Raw genomic sequence first — 19,208 nt, 5'->3', positions numbered from 1 at the left:
GTTGAGTATTGTGAGAATGATACAGCAAGTGCCTTAACAGCATCGGGCACAAATTTATTATGGTATACAGTTGCGAGTGGTGGAACGGGTAGTTCAACAGCACCAACCCCAAGTACAGCATCAGTTGGGAGTACATCTTATTATGTAAGTCAAACGAATGGAAATGGCTGTGAAGGTCCACGTTCAGAAATTGAAGTAACGATAAATGCTTTGCCAACAGCACCAGGGGTAACAAGTCCAGTTGTTTATTGTCAAAATGATACACCAAGCGCCTTGACTGCGACAGGTACAAATTTGTTATGGTACACCGTGGCATCTGGTGGAACTGATAGTTCAACAGCGCCGACTCCAAGCACAACTGCCGTAGGGAATACATCTTATTATGTTAGCCAAACAAATGGAAATGGTTGTGAAGGACCTCGTTCAGAAATTATAGTAACTATTAATCCATTACCAATAATAAGTACAACAAGCGCACCAACTTGCTCTCCAGATTTAACAACATACTCAATTTCAGTATCGGTTAGTACAGGTACGTTAACGAGTACTGAAGGCACAGTGGTAAATACTAGTGGTAATGATTGGACCATTTCTGGAGTTACTTCAGGAAATAACATTGTACTTACGGTAACAAACGGAACAACATCTTGTGAAAATACATTAAATGTTACAGCTCCTGATTGCAGCTGTCCACCAGTTGACGAACCAGTAGCAGACAATGGAGATCAAGAATATTGTGCGGGTCAAAGTATTCCAACAATTTCTGTTTTAGTTAATTCAGGAGAAACTGTAGACTGGTACTCAAGCGCTAGTGGAGGTATTGCTTTATCTATTGGATCATTGAGTTATCAGCCAGCAAGTTTAGGAAGTGGTTCAACTACTTTTTATGCAGAGTCAAGAAATATAACAACAGCCTGTAGGAGTAGTATAAGAAGAGCTGTAAGTATCACGCAAAATGCATTGCCGGCAGCACCCACAGTGAGTGATGTTGAGTATTGTGAGAATGATACAGCAAGTGCCTTAACAGCATCAGGCACAAATTTATTATGGTATACAGTTGCGAGTGGTGGAACGGGTAGTTCAACAGCACCAACCCCTAGTACAGCATCAGTTGGGGGTACTTCTTATTATGTAAGTCAGACCAATGCCAATGGCTGTGAAGGCCTACGTTCAGAAATTAGAATAACCATAAATGCTTTGCCGACAGTCGTGGCAAACGCATCAGCAACATCTATATATGCAGGTGAAAGTGTTATTTTAACTGGATCGGGAGCATCAAGTTATACTTGGGACAATGGAGCAATTGATGGAGGTTCAGTATCGCCATTGGTAACCACAACTTACACGGTTACGGGGTCAGATAGCAATTCTTGTGATAATAGCGATAGCGTAACTATAAATGTTTCGGCTACATCCGATTTAAGTTTAACAAAAATTGTTAATGATGCTATCCCAAATGTTGGATCAAATGTGACTTTTACATTAGCAGTGACAAATGATGGGCCAATAGATTCCCCAGCAGGGATAATTGTAAAGGATTTATTACCATCAGGATATATTTTTGTAAGTGATGATTCTAGTGTATCTAATGGAGTTTACCAAGTATCATCAGGAAATTGGACCCTACCTGCTTTAATGAGTGGTTCATCAGTTTCTTTAGATATCGTAGCAATAGTAAACGAGCCAAGTTCTGACATTAATCAGTATATAAATGTTGCAGAAATTACAAATGCTATTAACTACGACCCAGACAGTACCCCTAGTAATGATGATGGTGATCAAAGTGAAGATGATGAATCTAGCGTTACAGTAAATCCTCAGGTTATAGATTTAGAGCTCGTAACCACTATTTCAGAAGAAACCGCCAATCCAGGTGAGCGGATCACGATTTTTGTTGAGGTTTTTAATAATGGAAGTTTCGACGCCACCAATATTGGAATTGAAAATTATATACCAATTGGTTTTGCTATTAATTCAATAGATAATGGGGGTGTACAGTCAGGGAATATTATCATATGGAACGGTCTTACAATAAGTGCAGGATCTTCAATAGTATTATCGTTTGACGCTCTTGTAAATCTACCAACGAATACTTCAAATGAATATTTCAATAGCGCACAAGTTGTTCAGGTCGCACAATATGATTTAGATTCGTCACCAAATAATGATGATGGGGATCAAAGTGAAGATGATGAAGATAATGTGTCTCTAGATTTAATTCCAGCAGACTTAAGCTTGTCTAAAGCTTTAGTTGGTGGTTCAGTAGCTAGTCCTAATACGGGTGATACTTTAACTTTTGAAATTATTTTAGAAAATAACGGACCAGGTTTAGCAACAAATGTTAGCATTGTTGATGTTGTACCAGTGGGTTACACTTTAAATAATGTTAATAATGGTGGAGTAATTACTGGTAATTCTATTGAATGGCAGATAGCTACAGTGCCAGTTGGAAGTCAAACATTTAGTTATGAAGTTACCGTAAATGCGCCATCTAACGTGTTAGATGAATATAAGAACACGGTGCAGATTACTTCTACAGATCAATTCGATCCTGATTCTTCACCAAATAATGATGACGGTGATCAGAGTGAAGATGATGAAACCTTTTTTACTATTGCTTCACCTACTGTAGATCTTGAAGTGAATAAAACAATTGATAAAGATCAGACTTATTCGGGTGATGTCGTGGTATTTACGATTACGGTGTTAAATAATAGCGCCTATGATGCAACGAATATTGGTATTGAAGATATGCTTCCTGATGGATATACCCCTATTAATCATACGGAAAGCTTAGGTACCTATGATGAAAACATGGGTATGTGGGATATTCCTTTGTTGCAAATAGGAGAAACTGCTGTTCTGCAAGTGACCGTAGGAGTTACCGAAATTGATGACTATACTAACGTAGCAGAATTGGTTTATGTAGACCAATTGGATTTAAATGTTGGTAATGACAGAGATGAAGTTACCCCCACAGTTACTCAAGAAGAATGTTTGACTGTTTTTAATGAATTTTCTCCAAATAATGATGGCGCAAATGATATCTTTTTTATTGAATGCATTGAGAACTATCCCAATAATACACTACAAATATTTAACCGATGGGGAGCTAAGGTTTTCGAGGCAAAAAATTATGATAATACTTGGACTGGAACTTCTAAAAAAGGACTTAGACTTGGTGCAGAAGAAAAATTGCCTTCAGGGACTTATTATTATTTGTTGAACCTTGGTGATGGTACTGAAAAAACGAGAACTGGATGGTTATACATTATCAGATAATTGCTGTAAAAATTTAGAAAAATATGATTAGAAATAAGATATTAACCGTTGCACTATTGTTGTTTGTGTATTGTGTTCAAGGTCAGCAAGACCCGCAATTTACGCTTTACAACTATAATACAATGACTGTTAATCCCGGTTACGCGGGTTCAAGAGGACATATGGCTGTATTAAGTTTGTATAGAGATCAATGGGTAGGTATTGATGGTGCACCACGAACAATATCATTAGGTATAGATTCACCTATAGGTCTATTTGATGGAATTGGACTTTCAGTAATCCAAGATGATATTGGTCCTTCCCAAGAAACATTTATTGATGGAAATTATGCGCATCAATTAATTTTAAATAGGAGAGGAGATAGGCTTGGGCTTGGTGTGAAAGCTGGTATAAGGATGTTTAGTTTGGACTGGTCAAAAGGTTTGTATAGAGATCAAGATGCGGTGTTCAATCAAAATGTTAATAGTAAAATATTGCCTACTATAGGAGCTGGTATTTTTTACTATACTGATAGATCTTATTTAGGAGTTTCAGTCCCAAATATAATCACTAATTTACGTTATGATGAGATTGAAGAAGAAGAAGCTTCTGAAAAAGTGCATTATTATTTCATCGCTGGTTATGTTTTTGATCTGAATCGGAAATTAAAGTTTAAGCCTTCTGTTTTTGCTAAACATGTTAACGGAGCGCCTCTTACTGTTGACACATCAGCAAATTTCTTATTATACGAAAAAGTTAATTTTGGCGTTAACTATAGGTGGGATGAATCTATAAGTGCCTTGATGGGTTTTCAGATTACTCCGCAATTCAGCATGGGCTATGCCTATGATTTTACGACCAATAACTTAACGCGGTATAATTCTGGTACGCATGAAATATTCTTGAGATATCAGTTTTTATCCTTACAAACAATTTTAAAATCCCCAAGATTTTTCTAATTAACCTACTATGAAAAAATTACTTATATCCTTAACAATGCTATTTCATTTTGCTAGCTATGCGCAAGAGATTAGTAGTCCTGGCAACAGTGTTGCTCAAAATATTACTGTTCCAATAGAAGCTGTAAATATTGAAATGCTCAATTCTCTGAAAGAAGATAGCGAGAAATTAGATCTTCCAAATAATAGTAGGTTAGTACAAAAAGCAGACTACTATTTTAATAAGATGTGGTATGCTGAGGCCGCTGAAACTTATGAAAAGGTTCTGTCAGATAAGAATAATTACTCATCAATCTTGCTAAAAAAAATTGGTGATTCTTATTATTTCAATACGAATATGGAAAAGGCTTATTACTGGTATAATATTCTATATAATGAATACGAAAGTAAGATGACGGCAGATAATTACTTTAAGTATTCCCATACACTAAAAGGTAATGGTAAATATAGTAAAGCTAAAAGGTTTATGCGTTTGTATGAAAAGATGCAAAAGGAAGATACTCAAAATACATATGCTTTTAATGCTCCAAGGGAAGAGGTTGCCTTAGACAAAATCATTAATGGTGATGCTCGTTTTACGATAGATAATGTGGCTATAAACTCTGAATATTCAGATTTTTCGCCTATGTTTTATGATAATGATAAGGTGGTATTTTCTTCTTCATTAGATTCATCGGTCTTTGTTACGCGCAAGTATAAATGGAATGATCAGCCATTTTTAGATTTATATGTTTCTAAGATAAACGAGGAGTCTGCAGATTTAAAAAGTGCTATTAAATTTTCCAAAAAGATAAATTCTAAATATCACGAGGCTTCTGTTACGTTTTCTCCAGATAATGAAACTATGTACTTTACACGTAATAATTACGGTAAAAAGCTAAAGCGAGATAAAAATGGTGTTAATCACTTGAAAATCTATACGTCTGTTAAGGTTGGTGATGATTGGGCAGAACCTAAAGAACTTCCTTTTAATAGTGATAGTTATTCTACGGGGCATCCGGCCTTAAGTCCTGATGGTAAATTATTGTATTTCGTTTCTGATATGCCGGGGAGTTTAGGTGCTTCAGATATTTTTGTTGTTGATGTTTTGGAAGATGGTACTTATTCTACCCCTAGAAATTTAGGTCCTGAAATTAATACGGAGAAAAGAGAAATGTTTCCATTTGTTACAGACAAGAAAATTTATTTTTCATCAGATGGGCATGCCGGACTTGGTGGTCTAGATGTTTTTGAAGCTTCTTATGACGTTGATGGTTTTCAGGAAGTTAAGAATGTAGGGGTTCCTGTAAACAGTAATAAAGATGATTTCTCTTATATTGTCAGTGAGGAGAGTCAGAAAGGATATTTTGCTTCTAACCGTGCGGGTGGAAAAGGTGATGATGATATTTACTCCTTTCAACGTTTAGCGCTGGAAGAGGTAACCCATACAGCTATTGCTGGTGTGGTAACAGAATTGGTGACAGGTGATGTTATGCCTAAAGCTCTAGTGATGCTTTTGGACGAAAACAATATTAAGCTTAAGGAAGTAGAAACAGCTGAAGATGGTAGTTTTGTTTTTGAAGATCTTGACGGGAATAAGAAATATAGTATCAAAACAAATAGAAAAGAATTTTTTCAAGATGTTAAGGAGGTCATGACTACATTAAATGAAACAGAGATGGTTGATGTTTCATTGAAAAAGCTAAAAGAACTTATAGTAATTGATGACGGAATAAGAAAACTTAAGACAGATATGATTTATTTTGATTTTGATAAATCATTTATTAGAGAGGATGCCTCTAAAGAGTTGGATAAATTGGTAGAGGTAATGTCTGAATATCCGGAAATGGTGATTAAGATAGAATCACATACCGATAGTAGAGGTGCCAGTGATTATAACAGATATCTTTCAGATAAACGTGCTAAATCTTCAAGAGATTATATTATCTCTCAAGGTATCGATGCAGACCGTATAGAGAGTGCTATTGGATATGGTGAAGATAAACTATTGAATGATTGTGACGGAAGCGTTAGATGTACTCGGGAGAAGCATGAGTTGAACAGGCGTTCTGAATTTATAATTGTAAAAATGTAAGACTTAAAAAAAGATAATAAAAAACCCAAGCAGCAATGCTTGGGTTTTTTTGTGTATATAAAAAAGCTTTTTTAAACGTTTGCTTTTAGTAATTCTCTGTTCATACGTGCTATGTTTTCTAAAGAAATTCCTTTAGGACATTCAATTTCACATGCTCCAGTATTTGTACAGTTTCCAAAACCTTCTAAGTCCATCTGTGCTACCATGTTTTTAACACGATCTGCAGCCTCTACTTGTCCTTGCGGTAATAACGCGTATTGAGATACTTTTGCGCCAACAAAAAGCATTGCAGAAGCATTTTTACAGCTTGCTACACATGCGCCACAACCAATACAGGTAGCTGCATCCATTGCTTCATCTGCTGCGTGCTTAGAAATAAGCGTTGCATTGGCATCTTGCGTATTACCAGAAGTATTTACAGAAATGTATCCACCAGCATGTTGTATACGGTCAAAAGCGCTTCTGTCTACTACTAAATCTTTTATTACAGGAAATGCTTTAGCTCTAAATGGCTCAATGGTTATAGTATCACCATCTTTGAACATACGCATATGTAATTGACAAGTGGTTACACCTCTATCTGGTCCGTGGGCCTCACCGTTAATGTACATGGAGCACATTCCGCAAATGCCTTCTCTACAGTCATGATCAAATGCAACAGGTTCTTCGCCAGTATTAACTAACTGCTCGTTAAGAACATCCATCATTTCTAAAAAAGACATGTGTTCAGATATTTCTGTCACTTTGTAATCGACCATCTTCCCCTTGTCGTTCGCATCTATTTGACGCCAAATTTTAAGTGTTAAGTTCATACTATCTTTTTTATTTATAACTTCTTTCTTTAACTTCTATATTCTCGTAAACCAATTCTTCTTTATGCAGTACCGCATCTTTTGGTTCTCCTTTGTATTCCCAAGCAGAAACAAATTGGAATTCTTTCATTCTCTTAGCTTCACCTTCTTCTGTTTGGTGCTCTTCTCTAAAGTGTCCACCAGCTGATTCTTCTCTAACTAGGGCATCTTTAGCGAATAACTCTCCTAACTCCAAGAAATCAGCAACTCTACCTGCTTTTGCTAATTGCTCATTATATTCTGTAGCAGTTCCAGGAACATTTACATTTAACCAGAAATCTTTTCTGAGTGCAGAAATTTCTTCTATAGCTTCTTTTAAGCCCGCAGCGTTACGAGACATACCACATTTATCCCACATAATTTTACCTAACTTCTTGTGGTAATAATCAACGGAGTGCTCTCCTTTATTGTTAAGGAAAAACTCAATTCGTTCAGTTACTTCTTTCTCTGCAGCATCAAATTCTGGGGTGTTTGTTGGTATTTTTCCAGTTCTAATATCATGAGAAAGATAATCTCCAATGGTGTATGGTAATACAAAATAGCCATCAGCCAAACCTTGCATCAAAGCAGATGCTCCTAATCTATTGGCACCGTGATCAGAGAAGTTAGCTTCTCCAATTGCATAACATCCAGGTATAGTAGTCATCAAATTATAATCTACCCAAACACCACCCATGGTGTAGTGAACAGCAGGATAAATCATCATTGGTGTTTTATAAGGGTCTTGATCTACGATCTTCTCGTACATTTGGAAAAGGTTACCGTACTTAGCTTTTACGATAGCAGCACCCAATTCATATATTTTATCAGCAGAAGCATTAGTAATATTGTGAATTTTTGCTTGCTCTATTCCGTAACGTTGTATCGCAGAAGCAAAATCTAAATAAACAGCTTCACCAGTCGCGTTTACTCCGTAACCAGCGTCACAACGTTCTTTAGCCGCTCTAGAAGCAACATCACGTGGTACCAAGTTACCAAATGCAGGGTAACGACGCTCTAGGTAATAATCTCTTTGTTCTTCTGTCAAGTCTGTTGGCTTTTTCTTCCCTTCACGGATTGCCATCACATCGTCCATATTCTTAGGAACCCAAATACGACCATCGTTACGTAAAGATTCAGACATCAACGTTAGTTTAGACTGATAATCTCCAGAGCGAGGAATACAAGTTGGGTGAATTTGTGTATAACAAGGATTGGCAAAAAATGCGCCTTTTTTATGTATTTTCCAAGACGCAGTAACGTTAGATCCCATTGCATTTGTAGATAAGAAATATACATTTCCGTATCCTCCAGAAGCAATAACTACAGCGTGGGCCGAGTGACGTTCTATTTTTCCTGTAACTAGGTCACGAGCAATAATTCCTCTCGCTTTCCCATCTACTTTAACCACATCTAGCATTTCATGACGGTTGAACGGGGTAATTTTACCACGAGCAATTTGTCTGTTCATTGCAGAATAGGCACCTAATAATAATTGTTGTCCCGTTTGTCCTTTGGCATAAAAAGTACGTGAAACCAATACACCACCAAATGAACGGTTGTCTAATAATCCACCATAATCACGTGCAAATGGTACCCCTTGTGCAACACATTGGTCAATAATATTAGCAGATACTTCTGCTAATCTATAAACGTTAGCTTCACGAGAACGGTAATCTCCACCCTTTACGGTATCGTAAAATAAACGGTAAGTAGAATCACCATCACCTTGGTAATTTTTAGCAGCGTTTATACCACCTTGTGCAGCAATTGAGTGTGCTCTACGTGGAGAATCTTGATAACAAAATGTTTTAACGTTGTAGCCTAGCTCTGCTAAAGTAGCAGCAGCAGAACCACCAGCTAATCCTGTTCCAACAACAATAACATCAATATTACGTTTGTTCGCAGGGTTAACTAAATCAATATGATTTTTATAATCGGTCCATTTATCCTTTAATGAGCCTTTTGGTACTTTTGAGTCTAATACAGACATAAGTAATAGTATTAATGATTAAAATGATGAAAAAGGGCGATTGCTATGAATCCTAATGGAATTGCAATAGCATACACTTTACCAAAAATTTGTAATTTCTCTTTTCTCATAGACGAAACACCCGAAGATTGGAATGCAGAACTGAAACCGTGCGTAAGGTGTAACGATAAAAATACAAATGCAATTACATAAGCACCAACCCTAAGAGGGTTAACAAACTTATGCGTTAATTCTTCATAATAACGAAAGCCTTCACTATCTGCTAATAATCCAGACATATCGCCTTGAATGTATTTAGTACTAATTTCTGGAAGCCAGAAATCAATAAAGTGAAGCACTAAAAAGGCTAAAATAGCCAATCCGCTATAAATCATGTTTCTACTCATCCAGCTAGAATTAGCTGCTCCATTGTTTTTAGCGTACTTTGCTACTCTAGCATTTCTGTTTTTAATTTCTAAAATGAAACCCATAATGAAATGGTACATCACCCCAAAAATTAATACGGGTTGCAACACATATTGTACCGCCCAGAACGTTCCCATAAAATGAGATGCCTCATTAAATGCATCTGGACTAAAAACCGATAAAATATTAATTGCAAAATGCTGAAGTAGAAAAAACATTAAAAAGAAAGCAGAAAGTGCCATCGCATACTTTCTACCAATCGAAGATTTGAAAAATCCGCTCATTAGTTGTTAGTTTTTTTTACAAATTTACAGTACAAACAAGTTATTAACAAACTTTAATAATAAATCCTACTCTTATTTAGAATCAAAATAAGTAATTGGTTGACCAGTATGGCTATTTAAAACTAAAAGCTACTAAAACGTTTGAAATTTACACTTGCCAACACTTAATATCTTGAAAATACCCTTTAAAAAAATAAACCACCCAGTCTGTTCTTAACTTCTTAAAACAATTACAATAGGTAGAAAAGAGTATTTAGACTATGTATTTTGATTTTAAGCTATACTTTTCTAAAAAATATGGGGTTGAGGCATTTCAGAAACAAACTACTTGGTCTTTTCTTTTGCAATGTATCAATTTCGATACCAACGTAAATACACGTCACATTTTCTTTAAATGGAATATTTGGAACGTGCAGTTCATCGGATTTCCATGCTTGCGTTGGCATTACACTGGTACCCGCATGGCTACTTTTTTTAATTACTCCAAATCTTTCAACTGAATGGACAGTGCCTTGGTGGAAAGCTGTACCTCAATAAAAGATAAAATTAAAGAAATCATCAAAGCTAAAAGGCTGATGCCAAAAACTAAATTTGCCCAAAAATCAAGTTGTACATAAATTAAAGACATCGTAATAACTGCCAGTAAAAAGCTTAAAATAGCAGATGCCTGCATGTTTTTGATGATTGTTAAACGCTTGCTCAATTTCTTAACTTGCAAACTTACCGATGACGATCCGGTTTCTTGATATTTTTGATGCAACTGTCTAATGAGAGCAGCAATGGCTAAATATCGAGCATTGTATGCCAACATAGTCAATGAAATTGCAGGGAAAAGTAATGCTGGTATGCCTAAAGTTAAATCCATAATTGTCTAATTAGTCGGTTGCGATACCAAAGTATGTCCAAGTAACATTTTCGTCAAATGGATTGTTTTGGGCATGTAGTTCACCGGGTTCAATGGTAATGCAATCTCCTTTTTCTACAATAAAAATTTTGGAGTTCACGATAAATTCTGCTTTGCCACTTTGAATGTAAAAAACTTCAAACATAGTGTCGTGTTGGTGTAATTCTACAGATTGTCCGGGAGTAAACACAGCACTACCGTACATCATAAGCTGAGGTATTTCTCCTTTGCTTATGAAAACTTTCTTTTTAATTTCAGCATCATGAGAAACTCCAAGCTCTGGTAGTGCGGTTGTTTTTGTTAATTTCATTTTTAGTGTATTCGAATACTATTCAATTTCAAAAGCGATGGTTTCTTTGATACCCTTTCCTATTAATTTAATGGTGTAGTTTCCTTTGGGTAAGTATGTTTTACCGTCATTGGCTTCTATTAGTTCTGTTTTAACTTTCTTCAGGTACGCAGATTTTCCGGATTTTGAGAATGCCAAGTCGTATGATAAAAGATTAAACCCTTTAATGTTTTCTAAGGTTGTGCTGCTTATTTCAATTCCATTATTAGTAAGAATTGTAGCTTCTATAACTCCTTCATTTTTAGTGTAGAAATATAGATCTAAACCTGGAGTTTGTGGTGTGCCCCAAGTGCTCCAAGAAGAGCCCCATCTTGGAGAGTGCTTTATGATTTCGGGTGTAAAAACATGAATATCTTTGTCTAGTATCTCGGGAGTCATTTTTTGTAAATTGCTAATATCAGCCTTATAAATGCTTCGGCCGTGGGTACCAACAATTAAATGCTTTGCTTCGGGTTGGATAACAATATCATGTACGGCAACATTGGGCATATCATTTTGGAAAACTTCCCAAGATGCACCACGATTAAAGCTTACATACAATCCATTGTCTGTTCCCGTGAATAATAGATTTTCATTTTCAGGATCTTCCGTAAGTATATTTACAGGGGAAGAGGGGATATTGTTGGCAATATCTTGCCATGTTTTTCCAAAATCATCGCTGGTATAAATGTAAGATTCAAAATCATCATTTCTGTAGCCATTTAAGGTAGCGTAAATGCGTTCTTTTTTATGCTTAGAAGCCACCACTCTTGTTACCCAAAGGTTTTTGGGTAAAGAATTAGCAATATTATCCCAACTGCCTCCGCCGTTTTGTGTCATAAATATTATACCATCATCGCTACCAGTATATAACAATCCAAATTTAAAAGGAGATTCTGATATACTGGTTATGGTTCCATAAGCAACATTGCCTTCTTTGCCTCCGTTGGTTAAATCTTCAGAAATAGTTTCCCAGTCTGTTCCTTGGTTTAGGGAACGGTGTAATTTATTGCCTCCTAAATATAGAATGTCTTGATTGTGCGGGGATAATAAAATAGGCGTTTGCCAATTAAAACGGTATGGTGTTTCTCCTAACTCATGTTTAGGTTGTATATAATCTCTTTTTTTATTTTCTAAATCTAGTCGAAAGTAGTTTCCGAACTGAAAGCCGGTATAGACAATATTGCTGTTCCGATTATCTATCTGTACTTGCATGCCATCGCCACCTAAAATAGATTTCCAAGGGTAGTCTCCGCTTTGGTGCCATGAAACATCTTCTTTTGCGGTATGTACTCCTTTCCAAACACCGTTATCTTGGAGTCCGCCATATATATTATAGGGCTTTTCATTGTCTACGTTAACCGCGTAAAATTGGCCTACTGCGGGAGTGTTACTTTTAATCCAATTGGCACCATCATCGTAAGAGATGTTTATTCCGCCGTCATTTCCATTAATTAAATGTCCAGACATCTTAGGGTTTATCCACAACGCATGGTGGTCTGCATGAACATTCTCACCGTTAATAGAAGTATAGGATTTACCTCCATCATCAGATTTAATAATAGGTACACCAGCTAAATAAATTTTATCTACGTTGCTAGGATCTACATTTATTTGAGCAAAATAGTACCCGTAACTGTAAAACAAATCGTCAATATAATTTTCATTTTGCTTGTTCCAGGTGGTTCCTCCATCTGTACTTTTGTATACTTCAGCTCCTATTACAGGCGTGTCAAAAAGCATAGCATTGGCATCTTCTAAATACTTTGCTAAATCTATAGGTTTTACGCTTCCGCTGCGTACCAGTTGCTTTACATTAGCTGCGCGGTATTTTTCTTGGAATCCGTTAGTTTTCAAAAACTCATTTAATTTTTTGTCTTCTATTTTCAAAAGATCATCTGCCGTCATCGACTTAAAATCATCTTTTGTTAAGCCTTTAGATGTAGCGGTAGATGTTGTTTTTTTTCGCCTAAATTGGTTGTCATGAACCGCATATACGGTATGCTCGTCGAAAACAGCTAATCCTATTCTGCCAACACCTTCGCCTGTCGGAAATCCGCTTTCGGGGGTAGAAATCTTTGTCCAAGTGGTTCCTGCATCTGTGCTTTTATAAATTCCTGAGCCATTACCATTGCCTATAAAATCCCATGCTTTTCTGCCTTTTTCCCATGCCGCAGCATACATCGTATTAAAATTGTCAGGAGCAAAAGCTACATCTATAATACCAGTGCTACTATTTATATATAGGGTTTTTTTCCATGAGGTACCGCCATCAGTAGTTTTGTAAATTCCGCGTTCTTCATTGTCGGAATATAAGTGGCCCGTAGCGCCTACAATAATAGTATTGGAATTGTTCGGGTCTATCAAGATTCTACCAATATGCTGTGCGTCTAATAAGCCAACATTTTTCCAAGTTTCACCATGGTCTGAGGATTTTAGAATACCTATTCCTGCATAGGAAGATCTAGAAGCGTTATTTTCCCCTGTTCCTACCCAGATAATTCCGTTTTTCCAATCTACGGCAATATCACCAACATTCTGAGTTTGTGCGTTGTCTAGAATGGGAGTAAAAGTGGTGCCATTGTTCTTAGTATACCAAACACCTCCAGAGGCATAGCCGACATAAAATTCTGTTGGATTTTGAGGATTTACATCAACATCAACTACGCGCCCACTCATTACAGTAGGTCCTACATTAGTAAAAGGAATGTTCTTAACAATAGAGCTATTTGCTAATTGTTCTTTTTGATGTAATGCATTTAATACAGCTTCTGAGCTTGAGGGGGCATTTTGAGCAAAGATAAATGTAGCGGAAAGTAGTAGGGGTAAGCCTATAAGTTTGTTCATGATGTGTTGGTTGTAATTAGTCATCGGAAAGTTAAGAAATCTAGCGGAAAGATTCTTGGGTCTTTCTGGTAAATGAGGAAATATTACCTTTTCATTAATAAGGCTTGTGTGTATTAATTCTTATTTTTGAGGTGATTAATGTGATATGCGTTAAGCGCTATAATCTTCAGAATTAAGCTAGCAAAGCGTTTATTGCTTATTTTAATAAAAAACACTGGTTACAAAATGAAATACGATTTAATACAAAATACCCTTTTTATAAAAAACAGAAAGAAATTTATGGAGGCTATGCTTCCAAAAAGTATTGCTGTTTTTAATTCTAATGATGTGTATCCTATAAGTGCGGATAGTACCATGCCTTTTGAACAACACCGTGATATCTTTTATCTTTCAGGAGCGGATCAAGAAGAAACTATTTTACTTTTATTTCCAGACGCCATAAATAAAAAGCATCGTGAGGTTTTATTTGTTAGAGAAACCAATGAGCATATTGCTGTATGGGAGGGAGAAAAGCTAACGAAGGAAAAGGCTACACTTGTGTCTGGAATAGAAACGGTATATTGGTTAACCGACTTTGATAAGATTTTCTTTGATCTAATGACGGAAGCAAATACGGTTTACTTTAATACAAATGAGCATTACAGGCAAGCGGTAAAAACACAAACAAGAGAAGATCGTTTTATTCAAAAATGTAAATTGCAATTCCCAGCACATCAATATGCAAAAAGCAATCCTATTTTACAGGAAATTAGAGGTGTAAAAGAACCAGAGGAGTTAGCCTTAATGCAAACGGCGTGTAATATCACAGAAAAAGGCTTTAGAAGATTGCTTGGTTTTGTTCAGCCAGATGTTTGGGAATATGAAATTGAAGCAGAACTATTGCATGAGTTTATTCGTAATAGGTCAAAAGGTTTTGCGTATACCCCAATTATAGCCTCGGGAAATAATGCTAACGTACTTCATTATATAGAGAACAATCAGCAATGTAAATCGGGAGATTTAATTCTGATGGATGTTGCGGCAGAATATGCCAACTATTCTAGTGATTTATCTAGAACAATTCCTGTTAGCGGAAAATTTACGCCAAGACAAAGAGAAGTGTATGACGCGGTCCTTCGTGTTAAAAATGAAGCAACCAAAATGTTGGTTCCGGGAACTATCTGGGCCGAGTATCATAAAGAAGTGGGTAAAATAATGACTTCGGAATTAATAGGGCTCAATTTGTTAGATAAGGCAGATGTTCAAAATGAAAATCCAGAATGGCCAGCCTATAAAAAATATTTCATGCACGGTACTAGTCACCATATAGGATTAAATACCCATGATTATGGAGCGCTTAAAACCCCAATGAAAGCAAATATGGTTTTTACCGTAGAGCCGGGAATTTACATCCCAAATGAAAATATGGGAATTCGTTTAGAAGATGATGTGGTGATTCAAGAAAAGGGAGTTCCTTTTAATTTGATGCAAAACATTCCTATCGAGGCAGATGAGATTGAAGAATTAATGAATAAAAATTAAGTAATAGCCAATGATTATAGATGTTCATACGCATATAAATAACTATCACGAAGATCGGGTAGTCTCTCTTGAAGAGTGTTTAGATAAGCTCACGCAAACCATGATTGATAATCATGTAGATTATTCTTTGGTGCTCACTTCGTATAAGGTAAATGAACATCGGCCAAGTACCAAGCAAGTAGTAGAGGCTATAAAAGGAAGAGATAATCTTGGTGTGGTTGCGGGTATCAGTTATCTGAATTACAACTATAGAGATTTAAGAGAAATAGGAGATTATTTAGAACAGGGCCTTATAAAAGCATTGAAATTTTATCCGGGGTATGAACCTTTTTATCCAAATGATATTCGGTTAAAAGTGGTGTACGAAATGGCATTGGAATATGACGTTCCGGTCATGTTTCATTCAGGAGATACTTATGCGCCAACGGGTAGAATTAAATACTCCCACCCCATTCATATAGATGACTTGGCTGTTGATTATCCAGATTTAAAGATTGTTATTTGCCATGTAGGAAATCCGTGGATAAAAGATTGTATGGAGGTGGTCTACAAGAATAAGAATGTCTACGCAGATATTTCTGGTCTTGTGTTAGGTGATTTTTCTACGAAGTTCGAAAAATACATGAAAAAAGGTATTGAAGAAATGATTACGTATGCGGGAAATCCAAAATACTTGTTATATGGTACAGATTGGCCCATCTCTAATATGAAATCGTATTTAAAGTTCATGAAGCATTTGAATATTCCAGAGGATAAGAAAGAATTAATTCTTTGGCAAAATGCGGCAGAACTGTATAAAATTGATGTTTCGAAATTGAAAAAATAAAAAACGACCCGGATAGGGTCGTTTTTTTATAAGTGTATGTGAATTAAAGTCCTGGGGATAATACCGTATTGATAATATGGATGATGCCATTAGATTGTTTTGCATCGGTAGTAGTTACTGTAGCCATATGACCTGTTTCATCTATAAGTTTCAGATTTTTTCCGTCAAACATGGCTTTTAAAATTTTCCCGTTGATGGTTTTAAATTCTGTTTTTCCTTTTCCTTTTTTTACCGCTTTTATTAAGTCTTCAGAAGTAAATTTTCCAGCCAAAACATGGTAGGTTAATATGGCTTGCAATTTCTCTTTGTTTTCAATTTCGAGCAATCCATTTACGGTGCCTTGAGCTAATTTTTCAAAAGCAGTATCTGTTGGAGCAAAAACAGTAAATGGTCCTTCTCCTTGTAACTTTTCTGTAAGATCTGCGGCTTTTATAGCGGCAGTTAAAGTAGTAAGGTCTTTTGTGTTTTGTGTATTGAAAACAATATCTTTAGACGGGTGGGTCTCTGTACTTTTATTAATTTTTGTGTTCTCATCCATTTTTATATCTTTTGAGGTTGGCATATCTTGCGCAAAAGAGAAACTTGTGGCTAGAATAAAGACCGACGAAAATGCAGATTTAAAAAAGGAATTAGTTTTCATGAACAACTACTTTGTTTGATTATGTCTTATCTACGGAGTTTTTCTCTTTAAGGTTTGTATTTAAATTACCTTTGTGAAGAGTTTAACAATGTGCGAAGTACCTCTTTAAATTATGTTTTTTTAATTTGAAGTCCTACTAAAAAGTTGTTTTTTTTGAGCGTTCAGCATTTAATGTACTATATCTATAAAATATGAAAGAAATAATTACGACTATATTTTTTTTGATTGCTGTAATAGATCCTTTGGGATCAGTGCCAGTGTATCTAGAGGCAACTAAAAATTTTGATACAAGGCATAAAAGAAAAATAGCGGTCAGAGCCTCATTAGTAGCTTTTGTTATATTACTTTTCTTTATTGGTATCGGTCAGTTTATTTTAGAAGGGATGGAGGTCTCTTTAGATGCCTTTCAAATTTCTGGGGGTGTCATTCTATTTTTGTTTGCTCTCACCATGATTTTTGGCGATGGGAAGCCGGAGAATGAAAAAAGTAAAATTAAAGATTATAAACATGTGTCTATTTTTCCTATAGCCATACCTTCTATTGCTTCTCCTGGTGCAATTATGGCCGTGGTGTTAATGACGAATAATAATCTATACTCCATAGAGCAACAGGCGGTAACTACCGTTTTAGTACTTATTGTGGTCATCTTAACGTGCCTTTTATTATTGGCGGCAAATGTGGTGCAAGAAAAAGTTGGCGAGTACGGAATAACTGTAATTAGTAAAGTGATGGGGTTGATCTTAGCATCGTATGCTATCCAAAGTATTTTAACAGGTTTAAGAGAATTCTTTACGATACTGCATTAATCTGTTAGCTAATGAAAAATCTAAAATTCCCTACAGCGCAAACTATCTTGATTGTTATTGCGCTATTGGTGGCTGTTTTAACTTGGTTTATTCCTGCGGGAAAATATGATTCTTTAAAATACAATGATGCGGATGCCACATTTGAAATAAGCAGTGCTTTAGAAACACATACGCAACCTGCAACGCAAGAGAGTCTAAATCAATTAAATATTCAGATTCCTTTAGTGAAATTTACTAGTGGTGCTATTTACAAGCCTATCAATATTCCCGATACGTATAAAGAGTTGGCCTCAAAGCCCCAGGGTTTTTCAGAATTTGTGCAGGCGCCAATAAAAGGGATTATTGAAGCATCGGATATTATATTCCTTGTTTTGATTATCGGTGGCTTAATTGGGATTATGGATCATACCGGTGCTTTTGATGCGGGTATTGCTAGTTTGGCAAAAACGCTGAATGGTAGGGAGTATATATTAATTATCGTTGTCACTACTTTAGTAGCCATTGGCGGTACAACTTTTGGCCTATCTGAAGAGACTATGGCTTTTTATCCTATATTAATTCCTGTTTTTTTGGCAGCAAAATACGATGCCTTAGTGGGGTTAGCGTGCATTTTTGTTGGTTCTGCTGTTGGTTGTTTATTTAGTATTACCAATCCTTTTGCGACCATTATTGCTTCTGATGCTGCCGGTATTAGTTGGACCACCGGGATGACGGGACGTTCCATAATGCTATTACTCTGTTTAATCGTCTGTATTGTTTACATCCTGCAATATGCTAAGAAGGTTAAAAAAGACCCTACAAAGTCTTTGATTTATGATCAGAAGCAAGAGATGAATGAGGCTTTTGGCTTAAAGTCAGAGAATCAAATAGAATTAACAGGAAGATTAAAATTAATTCTTCTTGTGTTTTCATTATCGTTTGTGGTTATGATTGTTGGCGTGTCTTTCTTAGATTGGTGGTTTGTAGAAATGACCAGTACATTTTTAGTAGCGGCTGTCGTAATTGGGTTTATTGGAAAAATTAAAGAACATAAATTTGTTGCTGCATTTGCTAAAGGTGCGGGAGAATTGCTAAGTGTTGCTTTTATTATCGGAATTGCACGTGGTGTAACTATTCTTATGAATGACGGATTAATTAGTGATACCGTGCTGTATTATGCAAGCACAGCTACAGAAGGTATGAACAAGGGAATATTTGCTAACTTATTAATGTTTATCTATTCTGGTTTGGCATTTTTTATCCCTTCACAGTCAGGAATGGCTGTACTAACCATGCCTATCATGTCTCCTTTAGCAGATACCGTTGGTGTGGGTCGTGAAGTTGTCGTAAATGCCTATTTGTACGGCATAGGTTTATTTTATTTTATAAATCCGACAAGTATGATTTTGGCGGCACTTTCTGTGGTTAAAATTGGTTATGATAAATGGCTTAAATTTGTTTGGCCTTTACTATTAATTTTGACACTACTGGCAATGGTATCTTTAACCATTTCGGTATATCTGTAATGTTAGATTGCAAATGGTTTTCCGC

At 36.0% G+C, this 19,208-nt stretch carries 14 protein-coding genes; 7 read left to right on the top strand and 7 right to left on the bottom strand.

Annotated features, from left to right (window positions below; genetic code table 11):
* From BLQ19_RS03230 to BLQ19_RS03220, 3 genes are all read left to right on the top strand, one after another.
* A partial coding sequence (locus BLQ19_RS03230) for an Ig-like domain-containing protein (RefSeq protein WP_139150187.1) occupies positions 1-3,282 on the top strand: 3,282 nt, incomplete at its 5' end.
* Positions 3,283-3,305: 23 nt separating this feature from the next.
* Positions 3,306-4,220 carry a PorP/SprF family type IX secretion system membrane protein gene (locus tag BLQ19_RS03225; RefSeq protein WP_074537350.1) on the top strand — a complete coding sequence of 305 codons (915 nt, stop codon included), beginning with the start codon at positions 3,306-3,308 and terminating at the stop codon, positions 4,218-4,220.
* 10 nt (positions 4,221-4,230) lie between these two features.
* Positions 4,231-6,294, top strand: coding sequence for an OmpA family protein (locus BLQ19_RS03220; protein WP_074537349.1), 2,064 nt, complete (start codon positions 4,231-4,233; stop codon positions 6,292-6,294).
* A 71-nt stretch (positions 6,295-6,365) separates the two neighbouring features.
* Here BLQ19_RS03220 and BLQ19_RS03215 read toward each other — a convergent pair whose 3' ends face one another.
* From BLQ19_RS03215 to BLQ19_RS03190, 6 genes are all read right to left on the bottom strand, one after another.
* Positions 6,366-7,106: a succinate dehydrogenase/fumarate reductase iron-sulfur subunit gene (locus BLQ19_RS03215; protein ID WP_025616199.1), complete on the bottom strand. Its 741-nt coding sequence runs from the start codon at positions 7,104-7,106 to the stop codon at positions 6,366-6,368.
* Positions 7,107-7,116: 10 nt separating this feature from the next.
* The gene (locus BLQ19_RS03210) at positions 7,117-9,117 is read right to left on the bottom strand and encodes a fumarate reductase/succinate dehydrogenase flavoprotein subunit (protein WP_074537348.1); all 2,001 of its coding nucleotides are present in this window, start codon (positions 9,115-9,117) and stop codon (positions 7,117-7,119) included.
* Between the two features lie 11 nt (positions 9,118-9,128).
* Positions 9,129-9,806, bottom strand: a complete 678-nt coding sequence (locus tag BLQ19_RS03205) for a succinate dehydrogenase cytochrome b subunit (RefSeq protein WP_074537347.1) — start codon at positions 9,804-9,806, stop codon at positions 9,129-9,131.
* A 478-nt stretch (positions 9,807-10,284) separates the two neighbouring features.
* Entirely contained in the window at positions 10,285-10,671 is a 387-nt protein-coding gene (locus tag BLQ19_RS03200) for a DUF2721 domain-containing protein (protein ID WP_025616517.1), read from the bottom strand.
* Between the two features lie 10 nt (positions 10,672-10,681).
* A complete protein-coding gene (locus BLQ19_RS03195) occupies positions 10,682-11,020 on the bottom strand; it encodes a cupin domain-containing protein (protein WP_074537346.1) in 339 nt (112 codons plus the stop codon).
* An 18-nt stretch (positions 11,021-11,038) separates the two neighbouring features.
* Positions 11,039-13,885 carry a VPS10 domain-containing protein gene (locus tag BLQ19_RS03190; protein WP_074537345.1) on the bottom strand — a complete coding sequence of 949 codons (2,847 nt, stop codon included), beginning with the start codon at positions 13,883-13,885 and terminating at the stop codon, positions 11,039-11,041.
* 225 nt (positions 13,886-14,110) lie between these two features.
* On the opposite strand from BLQ19_RS03190, the gene BLQ19_RS03185 reads away from it, so the two are divergent.
* A complete protein-coding gene (locus BLQ19_RS03185; protein WP_074537344.1) occupies positions 14,111-15,406 on the top strand; it encodes an aminopeptidase P N-terminal domain-containing protein in 1,296 nt (431 codons plus the stop codon).
* Positions 15,407-15,416: 10 nt separating this feature from the next.
* Positions 15,417-16,232, top strand: a complete 816-nt coding sequence (locus BLQ19_RS03180) for an amidohydrolase family protein (protein WP_074537343.1) — start codon at positions 15,417-15,419, stop codon at positions 16,230-16,232.
* 43 nt (positions 16,233-16,275) lie between these two features.
* On the opposite strand, the gene BLQ19_RS03175 is transcribed toward BLQ19_RS03180, so the two are convergent.
* A complete protein-coding gene (locus BLQ19_RS03175) occupies positions 16,276-16,872 on the bottom strand; it encodes a fasciclin domain-containing protein (RefSeq protein WP_074537342.1) in 597 nt (198 codons plus the stop codon).
* Positions 16,873-17,063: 191 nt separating this feature from the next.
* Between BLQ19_RS03175 and BLQ19_RS03170 the strand changes: the two genes are divergently transcribed.
* Both BLQ19_RS03170 and BLQ19_RS03165 read left to right on the top strand, forming a co-directional pair.
* Positions 17,064-17,678: a MarC family protein gene (locus BLQ19_RS03170; RefSeq protein ID WP_024482238.1), complete on the top strand. Its 615-nt coding sequence runs from the start codon at positions 17,064-17,066 to the stop codon at positions 17,676-17,678.
* Between the two features lie 11 nt (positions 17,679-17,689).
* Positions 17,690-19,183 (top strand): YfcC family protein, encoded by a 1,494-nt coding sequence (locus tag BLQ19_RS03165; RefSeq protein ID WP_074537341.1) that lies wholly within the window; start codon positions 17,690-17,692, stop codon positions 19,181-19,183.
* The last annotated feature ends 25 nt before the right edge of the window (positions 19,184-19,208 follow it).

The organism is Cellulophaga baltica, assembly GCF_900102165.1.
In the GTDB taxonomy this organism is placed as follows: Bacteria; Bacteroidota; Bacteroidia; order Flavobacteriales; family Flavobacteriaceae; genus Cellulophaga; species Cellulophaga baltica.
This window is presented reverse-complemented; position numbering and strand designations above follow the sequence as displayed.

Excerpts from the sequence above, each read along its gene's own strand:
- BLQ19_RS03225 (WP_074537350.1), top strand. The coding sequence starts at position 3,306 with ATGATTAGAAATAAGATATTAACCGTTGCACTATTGTTGTTTGTGTAT.
- BLQ19_RS03220 (WP_074537349.1), top strand. The coding sequence starts at position 4,231 with ATGAAAAAATTACTTATATCCTTAACAATGCTATTTCATTTTGCTAGC.
- BLQ19_RS03215 (WP_025616199.1), bottom strand. The coding sequence starts at position 7,106 with ATGAACTTAACACTTAAAATTTGGCGTCAAATAGATGCGAACGACAAG.
- BLQ19_RS03210 (WP_074537348.1), bottom strand. The coding sequence starts at position 9,117 with ATGTCTGTATTAGACTCAAAAGTACCAAAAGGCTCATTAAAGGATAAA.
- BLQ19_RS03205 (WP_074537347.1), bottom strand. The coding sequence starts at position 9,806 with ATGAGCGGATTTTTCAAATCTTCGATTGGTAGAAAGTATGCGATGGCA.
- BLQ19_RS03200 (WP_025616517.1), bottom strand. The coding sequence starts at position 10,671 with ATGGATTTAACTTTAGGCATACCAGCATTACTTTTCCCTGCAATTTCA.
- BLQ19_RS03195 (WP_074537346.1), bottom strand. The coding sequence starts at position 11,020 with ATGAAATTAACAAAAACAACCGCACTACCAGAGCTTGGAGTTTCTCAT.
- BLQ19_RS03190 (WP_074537345.1), bottom strand. The coding sequence starts at position 13,885 with ATGAACAAACTTATAGGCTTACCCCTACTACTTTCCGCTACATTTATC.
- BLQ19_RS03185 (WP_074537344.1), top strand. The coding sequence starts at position 14,111 with ATGAAATACGATTTAATACAAAATACCCTTTTTATAAAAAACAGAAAG.
- BLQ19_RS03180 (WP_074537343.1), top strand. The coding sequence starts at position 15,417 with ATGATTATAGATGTTCATACGCATATAAATAACTATCACGAAGATCGG.
- BLQ19_RS03175 (WP_074537342.1), bottom strand. The coding sequence starts at position 16,872 with ATGAAAACTAATTCCTTTTTTAAATCTGCATTTTCGTCGGTCTTTATT.
- BLQ19_RS03170 (WP_024482238.1), top strand. The coding sequence starts at position 17,064 with ATGAAAGAAATAATTACGACTATATTTTTTTTGATTGCTGTAATAGAT.
- BLQ19_RS03165 (WP_074537341.1), top strand. The coding sequence starts at position 17,690 with ATGAAAAATCTAAAATTCCCTACAGCGCAAACTATCTTGATTGTTATT.